13 protein-coding genes are annotated in these 14,219 nt (G+C 36.2%); 7 read left to right on the forward strand and 6 right to left on the reverse strand.

The genetic code is table 11. The annotated features are described in order from the left end of the window. Nucleotides 1-465: 465 nt before the first annotated feature. The 4 genes from C7B89_RS19040 to C7B89_RS19055 all read right to left on the reverse strand — a co-directional run bounded on the left by C7B89_RS19040 (nucleotide 466) and on the right by C7B89_RS19055 (nucleotide 5,591). Nucleotides 466-1,371 (reverse strand): DMT family transporter, encoded by a 906-nt coding sequence (locus tag C7B89_RS19040; RefSeq protein WP_115674325.1) that lies wholly within the window; start codon nucleotides 1,369-1,371, stop codon nucleotides 466-468. Between the two features lie 157 nt (nucleotides 1,372-1,528). Continuing rightward, nucleotides 1,529-2,740: an amidohydrolase gene (locus C7B89_RS19045; RefSeq protein ID WP_048391128.1), complete on the reverse strand. Its 1,212-nt coding sequence runs from the start codon at nucleotides 2,738-2,740 to the stop codon at nucleotides 1,529-1,531. Beyond that, nucleotides 2,737-3,987 (reverse strand): amidohydrolase family protein, encoded by a 1,251-nt coding sequence (locus C7B89_RS19050; RefSeq protein WP_066038087.1) that lies wholly within the window; start codon nucleotides 3,985-3,987, stop codon nucleotides 2,737-2,739. Before C7B89_RS19050 ends, C7B89_RS19045 begins: the two co-directional genes overlap by 4 nt. A gap of 44 nt (nucleotides 3,988-4,031) precedes the next feature. Beyond that, nucleotides 4,032-5,591: a glutathione ABC transporter substrate-binding protein gene (locus C7B89_RS19055; RefSeq protein WP_048391124.1), complete on the reverse strand. Its 1,560-nt coding sequence runs from the start codon at nucleotides 5,589-5,591 to the stop codon at nucleotides 4,032-4,034. A gap of 182 nt (nucleotides 5,592-5,773) precedes the next feature. Between C7B89_RS19055 and C7B89_RS19060 the strand changes: the two genes are divergently transcribed. From C7B89_RS19060 to C7B89_RS19090, 7 genes are read left to right on the forward strand one after another with little or no spacing between them, the layout of a single operon-like run. Next, the gene (locus C7B89_RS19060; protein ID WP_048391122.1) at nucleotides 5,774-6,676 is read left to right on the forward strand and encodes an ABC transporter permease; all 903 of its coding nucleotides are present in this window, start codon (nucleotides 5,774-5,776) and stop codon (nucleotides 6,674-6,676) included. A 14-nt stretch (nucleotides 6,677-6,690) separates the two neighbouring features. After that, nucleotides 6,691-7,611, forward strand: coding sequence for a nickel ABC transporter permease (gene nikB / locus C7B89_RS19065; protein WP_048391119.1), 921 nt, complete (start codon nucleotides 6,691-6,693; stop codon nucleotides 7,609-7,611). 15 nt (nucleotides 7,612-7,626) lie between these two features. After that, complete coding sequence (locus tag C7B89_RS19070; protein WP_054549920.1) at nucleotides 7,627-8,640, forward strand: ABC transporter ATP-binding protein; 1,014 nt, start codon at nucleotides 7,627-7,629, stop codon at nucleotides 8,638-8,640. Continuing rightward, a complete protein-coding gene (locus tag C7B89_RS19075; RefSeq protein ID WP_048391115.1) occupies nucleotides 8,637-9,629 on the forward strand; it encodes an ABC transporter ATP-binding protein in 993 nt (330 codons plus the stop codon). Before C7B89_RS19070 ends, C7B89_RS19075 begins: the two co-directional genes overlap by 4 nt. Nucleotides 9,630-9,666: 37 nt before the next feature. After that, entirely contained in the window at nucleotides 9,667-10,419 is a 753-nt protein-coding gene (locus C7B89_RS19080) for a sensor histidine kinase (protein ID WP_115674326.1), read from the forward strand. Between the two features lie 38 nt (nucleotides 10,420-10,457). Further along, complete coding sequence (locus tag C7B89_RS19085) at nucleotides 10,458-11,159, forward strand: response regulator transcription factor (protein WP_115674327.1); 702 nt, start codon at nucleotides 10,458-10,460, stop codon at nucleotides 11,157-11,159. Nucleotides 11,160-11,178: 19 nt separating this feature from the next. Then, a complete protein-coding gene (locus tag C7B89_RS19090) occupies nucleotides 11,179-12,417 on the forward strand; it encodes a permease (RefSeq protein WP_244205718.1) in 1,239 nt (412 codons plus the stop codon). Between the two features lie 35 nt (nucleotides 12,418-12,452). Here the strand turns inward: C7B89_RS19090 and C7B89_RS19095 are convergent, their stop codons facing one another. Both C7B89_RS19095 and C7B89_RS19100 read right to left on the reverse strand, forming a co-directional pair. Then, the gene (locus C7B89_RS19095) at nucleotides 12,453-13,388 is read right to left on the reverse strand and encodes a DUF4181 domain-containing protein (protein ID WP_115674328.1); all 936 of its coding nucleotides are present in this window, start codon (nucleotides 13,386-13,388) and stop codon (nucleotides 12,453-12,455) included. Then, nucleotides 13,375-13,896: a sigma-70 family RNA polymerase sigma factor gene (locus C7B89_RS19100; protein WP_115674329.1), complete on the reverse strand. Its 522-nt coding sequence runs from the start codon at nucleotides 13,894-13,896 to the stop codon at nucleotides 13,375-13,377. The genes C7B89_RS19095 and C7B89_RS19100 overlap by 14 nt, the downstream gene beginning before the upstream one ends. Between the last annotated feature and the right edge of the window lie 323 nt (nucleotides 13,897-14,219).

Genomic DNA, 14,219 nt, shown 5'->3' on the forward strand with positions numbered 1-14,219 from the left:
CTAAATGTATACGTCTTATTTTACCAGCAGAATCATTATGAGTATCTCTCATAAAAAGAAGCACACCAAATCAATAGTATGTAGAAATTTATAGAACAAAAGAGCATTTTATAAATGTAATAGACAAAATTTTTATATTTATAAATACCTAGCATTTTTTATAAACTGATTTATGTTTACTTAAATTAATAAAAAAATAATTTTTTTACAATACAGTGAATGCATATTTTATAAAATGCTTTCAATACCTAAAGATTTTTATTATCCAAATATATATTTTCTCTACAAAGAATAAGAGATAAAATTCTATTAACTCAGTATCAATTGCTTCTACATGATGGAAACATTCTAAAAGGAGATTTTTTTGAAGTAATATTATTTTTGCACAAAAACAATACATACAATCTACAAAAAAACAGCATGCCAGAAATCATTTCTAACATACTGTACAGAAAAGTGCTTTTTTTAATTTATTTTTCTTTTTAGCAAGAGCAAAATTTTAATTTCTTTATAATAAATACACAACAAAATTCCTACTAAAATTAATAAAGAGCCATATATTTGAACACTTGTAGGGAATTGTTTTAAAAATACAGCACTCAATAGCATGGCTATAGCTGGCTCAAAGTTTAACAACAACGACGCATTTGTTGAGCCGACCTCCTTCATTTTTTGATTCCACATTAAATTGCTTACCCCATGAATAATAATCGCTGATAAGATGAGCAAAAACCAGTAGGGTACTGCAACTTGCCAATTCGTCTGCGGCAAAATAGTAAATGAAAACGGCACAAGCACCAGTAAACCTATTAAATTTGTATAGAACGTAATCGACTGGGCTGACATTTTCAGACTAAGATGATTGACAATAATGAGGAACAAAGCAAAGCTTAGCATTGTAATTAAGCTCAGCACCTCACCCTTACCGATTGAAATGGTGATAAGTGCCCCTTTTGTAATGATGAGGCCAACACCAACAAATGATAGTATTGCACCTAGCCAAAATATGCCGTTACGTGATTCATGATAGATCATTTTATTCAGCAGAGATGTGACAATCGGTGCACAGGCTAATATTAAAGCCGCAGTGATAGGAGAAGTGTGCTGGAGACTAGCATAAAAGCTATAGTGATTAATGGAAACGCCCAGTATTCCTGCAAGGATCAATAACAATAAATCATTTCTTGTAAATGTTGTTCGGTAGATTGCTTTCCAACTAATCCCTCCTAAAAAGAGAACAATGACAATCAATCTAAAAATGGCAACCGTTAAAGGATCCCAATGTTCAATTAAAATAGAGCCAATAATGAAGTTACTGGCCCAAAAAAATACACAGCTAAATAAAATCATATAGATTGGTAGTTGTTTCATATTTTATCGCACCCGCAAATAAAGAGATTTCTACATAAGTAATGGCAAATCTACTTCCCTTTCCTTTATTCATCTTTCCTATTAAAACATAAGTATAGCAAACTAGAAAATTTCTAGTTTGCTATGTTATCTAAATAAGGGGGATTTAGATTTATGCTTAATTGATAAACTTTCCTTTAGACATAACCACTCGGTTGGATGGTTTACGTGCAATAACTTCCGCGCTTGATACTGCGTCAAAGAATACAAAACTTGCTTCGTCCTTCACATTCGGCCAAACCTTCTGACCATTTGCATCTAATGGCGTGACACCACTTGTAATATATTTTAATGTTTGTCGAATAGAGCGTTCGTCAAGTTTACGAGAAATATCTGCAAAAGTAGTCGCTTTTTCTAAAATATCTCCTGAGCCATTAGGACTCCAAGAATCATAAAAGCCGTCACAACCAAAATGGACATCCACGCCGTGCTCTGTTAGTAATTCAATCGGTGGAATTAATCGTCGCAAATCAAATGGCACCGTTGACATTATTTTTACTTGTTGTTGTGCTAAACGATCTGCAATTTTATGTTGCTCCATGATTGATACATCACCAAGTGAAAAGGCATGACTTATTGCCGTTCTCCCCTGATATTTGGCATCCTCCACGATGTCTATCCATTTATCGATTGTATAATACCCAACATGTCCACCATCATGTAAATGAATATCGACATCAACATTAAATTCCTGTGCAATATCCATCACTTCATAAAGAGAAGGCTCGATCGAGTTATCGATGCCAGCTGGATCTAGGCCGCCAATCATCGTCGCTCCATTGCGTAAAGCTTCACGCAATAATTTAGGGACATCATCTCTTAGTAGACCATGCTGTGGAAAGGCAATGACTTCGGATGTCACGACATCTTTATAATCGTCCAATGCCGCTAGTACACCTTCTAAATTTTTTAATCCAATGTATGGATCGATATTGACATGTGTACGAATATGATTCGCACCATTCTTAAGGATTTTTTCAATCATTGCAGCCGCACGTTGTTTACCTGTTGTAGCAAGAACGGATAACTCTTGTGCTTCACGATCAAGTCGTTCCTTTAAATTCTTTACGGGCACACAAGCCTTCCACGGTAAAGATAAGTATGTTTTATCTAAATGATTATGCATTTCCTTAAAGGCAGGTAATAGCAGCTTCCCTTTCATATCTGTGACTTCGTTTTGAGAATCGATTGCGTCTGTTGCGGGTACAATTTGCGAAATGAAGCCATCTGTAATTTCAAGGTGAAAAAGCTCCACTTTCGTTCCAACTGTATCATTTTCCTTTAGATATTCTCCTGTTTCAAGTAGAACATTTGTAAGCCAGTGCTTCATCTGAATTCTCCTTTCAACTCTCCTACATCCTGTTGGTGAATCATTTTGCCTTGTGAAATGACCGTAGTAATTGGGCATCTTCTTGCTATCACATGTGCAGTGCTCACGCCATCCACTAACAGCATATTCGCTTTATCACCAACTTGTGGCCAAACACGTTCTCCTACATCATTCAATGGTGTGATACCACCAGAGGCGTATTTCCAAGCTCGACTTAATGAATATTCATCAATAAAACGGAATCTCTCCGCCATGACATTTAATTTCATAATCGTATTACCAGTACCATATGGTGACCAATGATCTGTTAAGCTATCATGTCCCACAGATACCTTTACACCATTGTTATAAAGATAAGGAATTGGTATTGTCGAACGGTTCAAATCGATTGGTACAGTTGTTGTTACATCCATTTGTACCTCAGCCATGGCTTGAACTAAATTTTCTAACCGTGACTGTTCTAAATCAGCAAGTGCCATCGCATGGCTAATTGTGACTTGACCTTCTTTTTTCGCCTGTTTCGTTAACTCAATCAGTTTATAAAATTCAAATTCGCCTAGTGTGTTCGCTGTGTGAATATGAATATCGATCCCTGCATTATAGTCTTGTGCAATACCCATCGTTGTTTGCAATGACTTTTCGATATTGCGATCTACAATGGATGGGTCAACGCCTCCAACAAGCGTTGCTCCCATCGCCATTGCCTCACGGATTAGTCCCTCTACATTGGAGCGTAATAAGCCATGCTGTGGAAAGGCTACAATATCATAGGTGATTTGATCTTGATAGTTTGCTAAAACCTGTTTTGTAATTTCAATATGCTTTGTCCCAATTTGTGGGTCAACATTACAATGTGAACGAATATGTGTGTGTCCTTGGGAAATGAGCCACTTCACCATTTCCTCAGCTCGATAAGCAGCTGTCGGCAATTGTTTAGGTAGTAGTGTTCTTTCTTCTTCAATGCGTGTTAAAATCCCTTTAGTAATGGGTCTTGGTGCCTGCCATTCTCCGCCGAAATACGTTTTATCAATATGAATATGCATTTCTCGGAATGAAGGGACTAATAGTTGCTGTTGTGCATCTATTACTTCTACATCTTCATCAGCCACTATATCCTTATCTACTTGTTGAACATGTCCATCTTCGATTAGAACATCATAAATACCTGTACGAGTAGCAACAATGTGTTCATTTTCGCGCTCATATGCTTCTTCTAATCTCACATTTTTCAGCAATAGTTTACTCATAGTTTCCTCCCAATTGGTATTTTTTCGTCTATCACCAAATTTGATTACTCTACAATTTCAACGCCACTGATCATCGTGTAGTTAGATGCATCTAACCAGAAACCTTTTACAGCATTGCTGTAAACTGCTAAATGCTCATAGTTACGCACTGGAATATACACAGCTTCGTCTAACTCGATTTGCATTGCTTTTTTGTAGATTTCATTACGTGCCTCTTGGTTTGCTTCAGAACGCCCTTGCTCAATTAGCTTGTCTACTTCTGGATTTGAATAGTAGAAATGGTTTCCTGGAGGCCCCATAGATGCAGTGTGGAATAGATTGTATTGGTTATAATCAGCATCACCCGTTGCATTACCCCAACCACTAATAAAGATTTGATGCTGTTCTTTCGTAATTTCAGAAATAAATGCACCATACTCCATTACTTGAATATCAACATCTAATCCGATTCCTTTTAATTGAGATTGAATAACCTCCGCCATGTTGATACGCTCTTTACGGTCACTTGTCAGTAATTTAACTTTTGTTCCCTCTTGAACGCCAGCTTCTTTTAACAATTCTTTAGCCTTCACTACATCATAGTCATACGGTTTCGTTTCACTAGAATATCCAATAATTTTTGGACTCATTGCAGAATTTGCAAGTGTTCCTACATTATCATAAATACCGCTAATAATTGCTTCACGGTCAACAGCATAGCTAATAGCTTGACGTACTTTTACATCAGATAATAACGTATCTTTCACGTTGAATCCGATAAATTCTACTGCTAGTCCTTCTGCACGGAATAAATTCATCGTTGAAGAATTTTCAATACGATCAATCTCTGTTACAGGTACTTGTTCAGCAATATGTGCTTCTCCACTTTCAATCATTGCTAGACGAGTAGAATCCTCTGGTACAACTTTAAATGTTACTTTATCTACTTTCGGTACAGTCCCCCAATAATCTTTATTCGAAATTAAAGTGATTTCTTGACCAGATTTCCAAGTTTCAAATACAAATGGGCCTGTCCCTACTGGATGAGTTGCTAATTCGTCCGCTGCTTCAGCAATCGCTTTCGGGCTCATCATGCTACCCTCTTGACTGGCTAAAATAGATAGAAGCGGAGCATATGGTTCTTTTAATTTCAACGTTACAACATATTCATCATCTACCACTACTTCACTAATCATAGATAATTTATCACGCTGTGGTGATCCAGTTGCAGGATCTAGAATTCGGTCAAATGTCGCTTTTACAGCCTCTGCATTAAAATCTGCTCCATCATGGAATTTAATGCCTTCATTTAATGTAAATGTCCAAGTGACTTCATCTTTTTGCTCCCACTCTTTTGCAAGTAATGGAACAATTTTACGATCTCTATCAAAAGCGACAAGTGTTTCATATACCTTGCCATGAATAATATTTGCTGATGGAATATCTGTAATAAAGTGAGGATCAAGACTTGTCGCATCTGCTGCTCTTAGAACAACTAATTCTCCTCCTACGCTTTTTGATCCCTCTTTGGAACCTTCTGTACTATTATTGCTAGCAGTAGAGCAGGCTTGCAGAATAAGTACAGTTATTAGTGCCATGAATAAAAACAACTTCATTTTCTTCATCAACATTTCCTCCTTGTGTGATTTGTTCCTTACATTTCGAATTATAAAGAAATAAAATTCACTTGTTTTTTAAAATTTTTACGTGTTTTTTAAATTTTCTGACTAATAAGCCATAAAATATTTACATTCTTTACGCTTTTCACTAAATTGAAATCAAATCAAATAGAAAAGGAGTATTCGATATGAATAAAGTAACAACTACTATTGATCATTCTGTTTTAGTGAATGCACGCAAGGCATCTAGAAAAAAGAATCTTGTTTCTTTCCTAAACAAAATCAAAAAGAATAAAGCAGCTGTCGTAGGAGGCATCATCATTCTTCTATATATATTGATGTTTCTTATCGGGCCCATTTTAGCCCCTTACGATCCCTACGACGTACAATTAGATCAAAAATTACAAGGACCAAGCGTTGAACATCTAATGGGAACGGATGACAAAGGGCGAGATATTTTAAGTCGAATTTTATATGGATCACGTTTATCAATTGGTGTTGGTATTTCAGCTGTTTTATTCGGTGGTACAATCGGCACTTTCTTAGGTCTTATTGCTGGCTATTATGGCAGATGGGTTGATTCTATTATTAGTAGAATTTTAGATATCATGCTTGCGTTCCCAGGTATTTTGCTAGCTTTAGCGATTGTTAGTGCATTGGGGCCGAGCCTTATCAATGTCACAATTGCTGTTGGTTTTTTCTCTATTCCTATGTTTGCTCGTATTGTACGTGGCTCAACAATGGAGGTTAAAAAATTAGAATATATCGATGCTGTCAAAACACTTGGAGCAAATGATATGACGATTTTAATTAAGCATATTTTTCCAAATATTTTATCACCTATTATTGTACAAGCATCAATGCGCTTAGCAACCGCTATTCTATCTGCAGCAGGACTATCATTCTTAGGTTTAGGTGCTCAGCCACCATCTCCTGAATGGGGTGCCATGCTTTCTAACGGACGAGATTTTCTATTTACCGCTCCTTATATGGCGCTATTCCCAGGTATTATGATTTCTATACTTGTATTAGGCTTTAACTTATTTGGTGACGGTTTACGCGATGCGCTAGACCCAAGAATGAAAAATTAAAGGAGAGAAGACACATGACATTATTTATCTTAAAACGACTAGCTCAAATTATTCCTGTAACACTTGGTGTAACGCTTGTTGTTTTTCTAATTATGCAGATGATTCCCGGAGACCCAGCGATTATTTTAGCAGGAGAAGGAGCTTCTCAAGAAACGGTTGCAGAATTACGTGAAAATTTAGGGCTCAATAAACCATTAGCAGTTCAATATACAGACTATATTAAAAATCTTCTACAAGGAGATATGGGTAACTCTTTAAAAAATAATCAACCAGTATTCGAGGAAATTACCTCCCGATTACCGATTACCATAGAGCTAGCCTTTTATAGTATTTTAATCACCATTGTTCTGGGGCTTATTGCGGGTATTATCTCCGCTATCCGTCCTTATTCTTTGATGGATGTAGGATTAATGGTTGTCGCTTTATTAGGGATTTCCCTTCCAAGCTTCTGGTTAGGAATTTTATTAATGTATGTATTCTCTGTACAGTTACACTGGCTTCCTGTAGCAGGCTGGGATAGTGCCAAACATATTATTCTACCAGCTGTCACACTTGGTGCTGGTGGAGCTGCCATCGTCGCTCGTATGACTCGCTCTAGTATGTTAGAGGTTGTAAACCAAGACTATATACGAACAGCGAAAGCAAAAGGCTTAAAAGGATACATCATCATTTTAAAGCACGCATTACGCAATGCCTTGATTCCAGTTATTACAGTAGTAGGCTTACAGTTTGGTAGTTTACTTGGCGGAACAGTTTTAGTTGAATCGGTTTTCGCTGTAAACGGATTAGGACGAATGATTGTAGATGCCATTCGAACACGTGATATACCAGTCGTACAAGGTGGCGTTCTTGTTGCCTCGTTAATATTTGTTTTCATTAATCTTTTTGTAGACATATTGTACCGATTCTTTAATAAACGAATGGATTTAAACTAAGGAGGGGAAAAACGGATGAAACAAGAAACCGTGTTGGAAGTAAAAAATTTACAAACCTATTTTTATTCGAGTGAAGGGGTTGCCAAAGCTGTCGATGGGGTATCCTTTACTCTTCAAAAAGGAGAAACACTGGGCATTGTTGGTGAATCTGGTTGTGGAAAATCCATGACTTCCCTGTCATTACTTCGTTTAGTACCATCGCCTCCTGGTAAAATCATCAATGGCGAAATTTTATTAAATAATACAGACATTTTGAAGCTCTCAGATGAAGAGCTACGTAAAATTCGGGGCAATAAAATATCGATGATTTTTCAAGAGCCTATGACAAGCTTAAATCCTGTATTATCCGTTGGAGAGCAAATTGCTGAATCCATTCGATTGCACCAAGGCTTATCACGTAAAGAAGCATGGCAAAAGGCTGTCGATATGATTCGCCTAGTTGGGATTCCTGCACCCGAAAAAAGAGCGAAGCAGGAGCCTTATCAGTTAAGTGGTGGGATGCGACAGCGCATTATGATTGCCATGGCACTAGCGTGTACACCAGATGTGTTAATTGCTGACGAACCGACAACTGCCCTTGATGTAACTATTCAAGCTCAAATTATTGATATTATTCAAAACCTGCAAAAACAACTAGGCATGAGCATTATCTTCATTACCCATGACCTTGGTGTTGTAGCAGAAATCTGCGATAAGATTGCTGTTATGTATGCGGGACAGGTTGTAGAAGAAGGCACAACAGAAAGTCTTTTTGAAAAACCGCTACACCCTTATACAAATGGATTAATTCAATCATTACCAAAGCTATATGAAGACCAAGAAGAATTATCTACTATTCACGGAACTGTCCCAAGTCCCTATAATTATCCAATTGGCTGCCGTTATGCAGAACGTTGCCCATTTGCTACAGATTTATGTCGTGAACAACAGCCTGAGCTTTTGACTGTAGAGCAAGGAAAAAAGGTAAGATGCTGGATGTACAGTAATGAATGGCAAGGAGAAACACTTATGAAGGAGCTGACAGTATGACAACAGCGCAACATACACAACCACTATTACAAGTAAATGATTTAAAGCAGCATTTTTTCTTAAAAAAAGAAAAGCTCTTCGGTCCACAGCAGGTTGTAAAAGCTGTGGATGGGGTGTCTTTCGACATCATGCCTGGTGAGACGCTCAGTATTGTAGGAGAATCTGGCTGCGGAAAATCAACAACTGGTCGTTCTATTTTAAGATTAGATGAGCCTACTGCTGGAGAGGTATTATTATTCGGTAAAAATCTAGTGAATATGAACAAAAAAGAGCTTCGTGCTGCACGCAAGGACATTCAAATTATTTTCCAAGATCCCTATGCGTCCCTTAACCCACGAAGAACCATTCGTAAAATGTTAACAGAGGCCATGTCTATTCAAAAAATTGTACCACCTGAGCATCAAGAAGCACGCATGATTGAATTAATGTCTCTTGTCGGGTTACGTCCTGAATACTTAGAGCGTTATCCACATGAATTTTCGGGTGGTCAGCGTCAGCGGATTGGTATTGCCAGAGCCCTTGCTGTTAATCCTAAAATTATTATTTGTGATGAGTCTGTTTCTGCCCTAGATGTTTCCATTCAAGCTCAAATACTAAATTTACTAAAACAACTACAAAGAGATTTAGATTTAACCTTTTTATTTATCTCACACGATTTAAGTGTTGTTCGACATATTTCAGACCGTATTATGGTGATGTATCTTGGAAAGGTCGTAGAAATTGCTGATAAGCATTCCCTTTTTACTCAGCCACATCATCCTTATACAAAAGCACTGTTTTCTTCTATACCTGTTATTGATAAGCAGTATCGTAAGGAGCGCATTATTTTAAAAGGTGACTTACCATCACCTCTTAGTCCCCCTACTGGCTGTAGCTTTCACACACGTTGCCCATTCGCAACGGATAAATGTAAAGCAGAAGTGCCAGCACTACGAGCGATCACTGCAACACATAAGGTAGCTTGCCATTTCGCAGAAAATTTAGTTTAATGTATCTTACACTTACAAAATAAACGGAGAGGTCATTATGTTACAACCAGAAACCTTCAACATATATATTCTCCTATGTGTAATTGCTCCAATTATTGGAGCTTTTCTGCTTACTTTTATATTTATTTTCGAAAAGCAAATCGATAGCCTTGAGGAGGAAAAAAGAAATTTAGAGCTTGAGCAGGATTTACAAAGAGCAAATATTCTCCAGTTGAATCAGCAAATACAGCCACATTTCTTTTTTAATGCATTAAATTCATTATTAAGCCTAGCTCGCATCAATCGTAAGGAAGATTTGGTTGCGGGCATTGAGGCTTTGGCAACATTTTTTAAATTTAAATACAATAATCATGAGGTGTTAATTGCGTTAAAGAACGAGATACAATTTGTCGATAGTTATTTAAATATTCAACAATTGCGATTTGGCCATCGTTTGACTGTAAATAAATATGTTGATGATGAAGCACTATCCGTCCAAATACCACCTTTTATTCTGCAGACTATTATTGAAAATGCCTATAAACATAGCTTTGAAAAACATATAGGACAGGCAGAGCTATCCATTACAATCAAAAAAATGGATAATAGCTTATTAATTGAAATTAAAAATACACAGCCTTTAGAAAAAATAGAAATGACTACTGAACAGGTAGTAGACGAACTGCAGCAAGGTTATGGGCTCGAAAATATTAGAAAACGGCTTGAGCTCATTTATGGGCTCGAAAATATTTTATTCTCGATTCAAAACAATGAACAGCATTACACTGTTACCATCCATGTTCCCGCTTAGGCATTCTATCAACTGGAAGGAGAAAGGAGTATCTCGCCATGAATATTTTAATCGCAGATGATGAGCCATTAGAGCTTGAGCAAATGATTTATTTATTAAAGCCACATTTTCCGAATTGGACCTTCCATACTGCCCAAGATGCCTCACAAGCTCTGCAATTAGCTAAGAAGCACCGTATGACTATCGCCTTTTTGGATATTCAAATGCCTGGGAAAGATGGAATCACGTTGAGCAAGGAATTAAAAGCGCTTTATGAGGTAGACATCATCATGGTAACAGCTTATCAAACCTTTGAATATGCCCAACAAGCATTGCGTATCGGGGTAAAGGATTATCTTACAAAACCAGTCATTGCAAGTGAATTAGATGCTATTGTGGAGAAATATAAGGTGTGGAGTTCTAACCATGATGCGATACAAAGCGCACTTTCCTATATTCATGAAAACTATTATGAAAAACTGAGTCTCAATATTATTGCTGAAAAAATTCATTTGAATCCAAGCTATTTAAGTCGTAAATTTTTGGAGGAGCAGTCTATTGGCATTAATGAATATATTAATAATTATCGCCTAGAAATGGCTGTAAAGAAAATCAATGAAAATCTAGACACAAGTATGTCTGCAATTGCTGAGAGCTGTGGTTTTAATAGTCAGCACTATTTTAGTGTTGCGTTTAAGAAAAAATATAATCAATCACCACGTCAATATAAATCCTCTAAAATGAGTAAAGGTCTTTCATAATATGCTAAGGAAGTTTTCATTGCTTGTTCCATTTGCAAGTTTAAGCACAGCAGCAGGAGTCATTATTCTTTTAGCGAGATGGATTAATGGTAATTTATTATTGTCCTCTCCCTCAGCCCTTATTTCTTTTGGTTTTATGGCGGGCATTTGTTATACACTAGCAACAGCTATTTCATTTATCATACTTGGTTCATTGCTGAATAAGAGCGATTACACACAAAATCAGCATACACAAAGCTTTTTGCTCTTTACCATACAGCGTAAATTGTCTGGAATGAATTTAAAGGTTATACGTCTATTTTACTTGTTAACAGGTATTGAACTTTGGCTTATTCAATTAATAAGCATTAGTGTATTGTCTGAAATTATGTTAAATATTCCAGTCCCTATTACACTTTTTTTCTTTTTAATCGGCATCTTACTTCTTGACCGCATCATGTCAGTGAAAAGTATACTATGGTTGGAAATTTTATTTATTATTGCTCTTTTTTCATTACTTATTTTTATCCCTATTTATTACTTTGTACTAAATGGGGCAAGCACCGTATATGAGGGTATTCGCTTATATCACCCTTATTTATTTTATTTTAAAAATAGCGAAATTCTGCTGTTCTATGTCATTATTCAACTTGCTGTTTTAGGACAAGTATTTTTTGATAAATCAACATGGTATTTAATTGCCTTTATAAAACCTAAAAAAGTACGTAGCAGTCTGTTTTCCTCTGGTGTAATTTTAGCGTTATTAACGCTATCATTTACGGCAATTTTAATGATTGCTCTATATAGCGGATCATTTGGCCAATTCCAAGTACTGATTTTTACGTTTTTATATGAAGTACAACCAGGCTTTCTGACATTTGCTTTTCTCGTCATTGTCCTATTAGCCATTGTCACAACCTTGCTTGTAGACATGCGGGCAACGAAACGTTTTTTTGTGACGAAAAGACCCTATTATTTCTATTTGATTGGCCTGATGATTATTTTATTCACCTGTTTCTTATCTATCGATTTAACGATTTTAGGTGTTATTTATTCTTTTGCCTTTCTGCACATTACCATGCTACCGTTTGTGTTAATCCTTTTATTTACGAATCGCCATATTCATAAGCATAGCTGGCTTGTCATCCTGCTATCCATCATCATTGGAATTGGTGTTGGTTTAAGCTTTAATACGCTTTACGGATTAGCTACCAGCTTTATGATCTCGAGTATTTATCAATTAATGCTTCAGACTGAAACGATGGAAAAAAATACCTGAACTCGAGATTATTCGGGTTCAGGTTTATAAGTTATTTAACTGATATAAAATAAAAATAGGATTAGTGATAGCAAGCCAACAATGGCCGAACTAATGGAAAGATAATGTCTTTTTTCCTCTCGACCATAGTAATAGTCAATGAAATTAGAGCTGAAAAGGCTGACAACTAAATATCCTCCAATGATAACAGTAAATAAAATCCACCCTTTAATTATGATCACCATGAGCATCATGGTATTCAAAATTTTAATAGCCCAAACAGCACGTCTATGATGACTATTGACATACTCCTTTGGTATATTAAACATTTTCCTCATTAGTTTATCGCCAAGCATTTGGATAGCTAGAAAAATAACTAGCATAACGATTAAACCTGACATTCCAAATTTAGCATCATCATTGAGAATAAGATCTAAATAAGCCTTGGCCAAATCTTTATTTTCTACTTTATAAAATGAATTGTTGTCATAATCAACAATTCCGATATCCTCGTCGTTTATGAACATTTTCAGCTTCATAACCTGACCTTTTTCAAATTCTACCCAGACATCACGTTGTAATCTAAAAAAAGTACGCTCATTCATTTGAGTCACTGTAGCTTGCTGTAATAGTTGTTGTAATAACACTTTTTCTGAACTTTGCTCCATTACTCGTTGTCCAATGACCCACCCAGGTCTTCCAGCCTTAAAGATCTCCTCATCCGAATTGTAAATTATTGTATATTTCTTTATTGATTGCTGCTGTGCTAATTGAACAATTGAAGCATGTTGCGTTTGCTCTATCTGCCCTAATGGACCGATTTCTATTATCAATAGAAACATAACTATCGCGCCTATGATAATCAAAGGATATGACCAGCGTCTTGTCTTTTTTGTTTGCCGCACTTGCCGTAAAATATCCTCCTGTAAGGATTTCGTAAATCGTGGTGCTTCGCCAAGTTCTTGATCCAATTTCTCTTTAAAAGTTGTCATTCATTAACACCTCCCACTTACTATTCGCTAATTTTTCCTGTAACATTTTTCTTGCTCGATGCAATCTGGTTTTAACTGTATTTTCTGCACATGTAAGAATATCTGCAATTTCTCTAACCTTTAATTCCTGATAATAATAAAGGATGACGACTTCTCTATAAGTAATAGGTAACTCAAATAAAGCATTTGTTAATGTTGTCCGTTCATCCTGTGCTAATAGCATCGTTTCTGGTGTTCGTTTACTTGCACCAATATGCAATTTTTCCAACAGTTGATGGCGTTTATTTTTCCAGCTTCGCAAATAATCATGACTTTTATGTACAGTTATTTTAACTAAATAGGTCTTTAGAGATGCTCTTTGTTCAAAGCGATCCTGCTGCAGATAATAAGAAAAAAAGACATCCTGGACTATTTCTTCTGCCATCGCCCAATCCTTTACATAAAGATAAGCCACTCGTAAGCAATATTCTCCGTGTTCTTCCATAATGGCCACTAAATGCTCACTCATCCAAACACCTCCTACAAACATTCACCCTATAGTCGTAATCCGAACTTGGTTGGTTTCAAAAAAAATCGAAAAGTTTCGTTAACATGAAGGTCATAAAAAGAAAAAATCCTCACACAATAAGAGGGTATTTTTTATGAATAGTAACTCCTAAAGAAATAACCTACATTTTTAAGAGTGAATTTATTTGTATGCCATGTTGCATACTTTTTTTCTTTTATCTATTGAATAACTAGCAAAAAAACTGTTATAGTGAGATTGTTTGTCTGACGTCTGACTAATTAAGATCTTTAGCTGTTCTTCTGAAATTGGAACATCAGGACAAA

The organism is Lysinibacillus capsici (genome assembly GCF_003367505.1).
GTDB lineage: Bacteria > Bacillota > Bacilli > Bacillales_A > Planococcaceae > Lysinibacillus > Lysinibacillus capsici.

Bases quoted from the DNA above. Each gene is read 5' to 3' on its own strand.
- C7B89_RS19040 (WP_115674325.1), bottom strand. From the start codon at position 1,371: ATGAAACAACTACCAATCTATATGATTTTATTTAGCTGTGTATTTTTT.
- C7B89_RS19045 (WP_048391128.1), bottom strand. From the start codon at position 2,740: ATGAAGCACTGGCTTACAAATGTTCTACTTGAAACAGGAGAATATCTA.
- C7B89_RS19050 (WP_066038087.1), bottom strand. From the start codon at position 3,987: ATGAGTAAACTATTGCTGAAAAATGTGAGATTAGAAGAAGCATATGAG.
- C7B89_RS19055 (WP_048391124.1), bottom strand. From the start codon at position 5,591: ATGAAGAAAATGAAGTTGTTTTTATTCATGGCACTAATAACTGTACTT.
- C7B89_RS19060 (WP_048391122.1), top strand. From the start codon at position 5,774: ATGAATAAAGTAACAACTACTATTGATCATTCTGTTTTAGTGAATGCA.
- nikB (WP_048391119.1), top strand. From the start codon at position 6,691: ATGACATTATTTATCTTAAAACGACTAGCTCAAATTATTCCTGTAACA.
- C7B89_RS19070 (WP_054549920.1), top strand. From the start codon at position 7,627: ATGAAACAAGAAACCGTGTTGGAAGTAAAAAATTTACAAACCTATTTT.
- C7B89_RS19075 (WP_048391115.1), top strand. From the start codon at position 8,637: ATGACAACAGCGCAACATACACAACCACTATTACAAGTAAATGATTTA.
- C7B89_RS19080 (WP_115674326.1), top strand. From the start codon at position 9,667: ATGTTACAACCAGAAACCTTCAACATATATATTCTCCTATGTGTAATT.
- C7B89_RS19085 (WP_115674327.1), top strand. From the start codon at position 10,458: ATGAATATTTTAATCGCAGATGATGAGCCATTAGAGCTTGAGCAAATG.
- C7B89_RS19095 (WP_115674328.1), bottom strand. From the start codon at position 13,388: ATGACAACTTTTAAAGAGAAATTGGATCAAGAACTTGGCGAAGCACCA.
- C7B89_RS19100 (WP_115674329.1), bottom strand. From the start codon at position 13,896: ATGAGTGAGCATTTAGTGGCCATTATGGAAGAACACGGAGAATATTGC.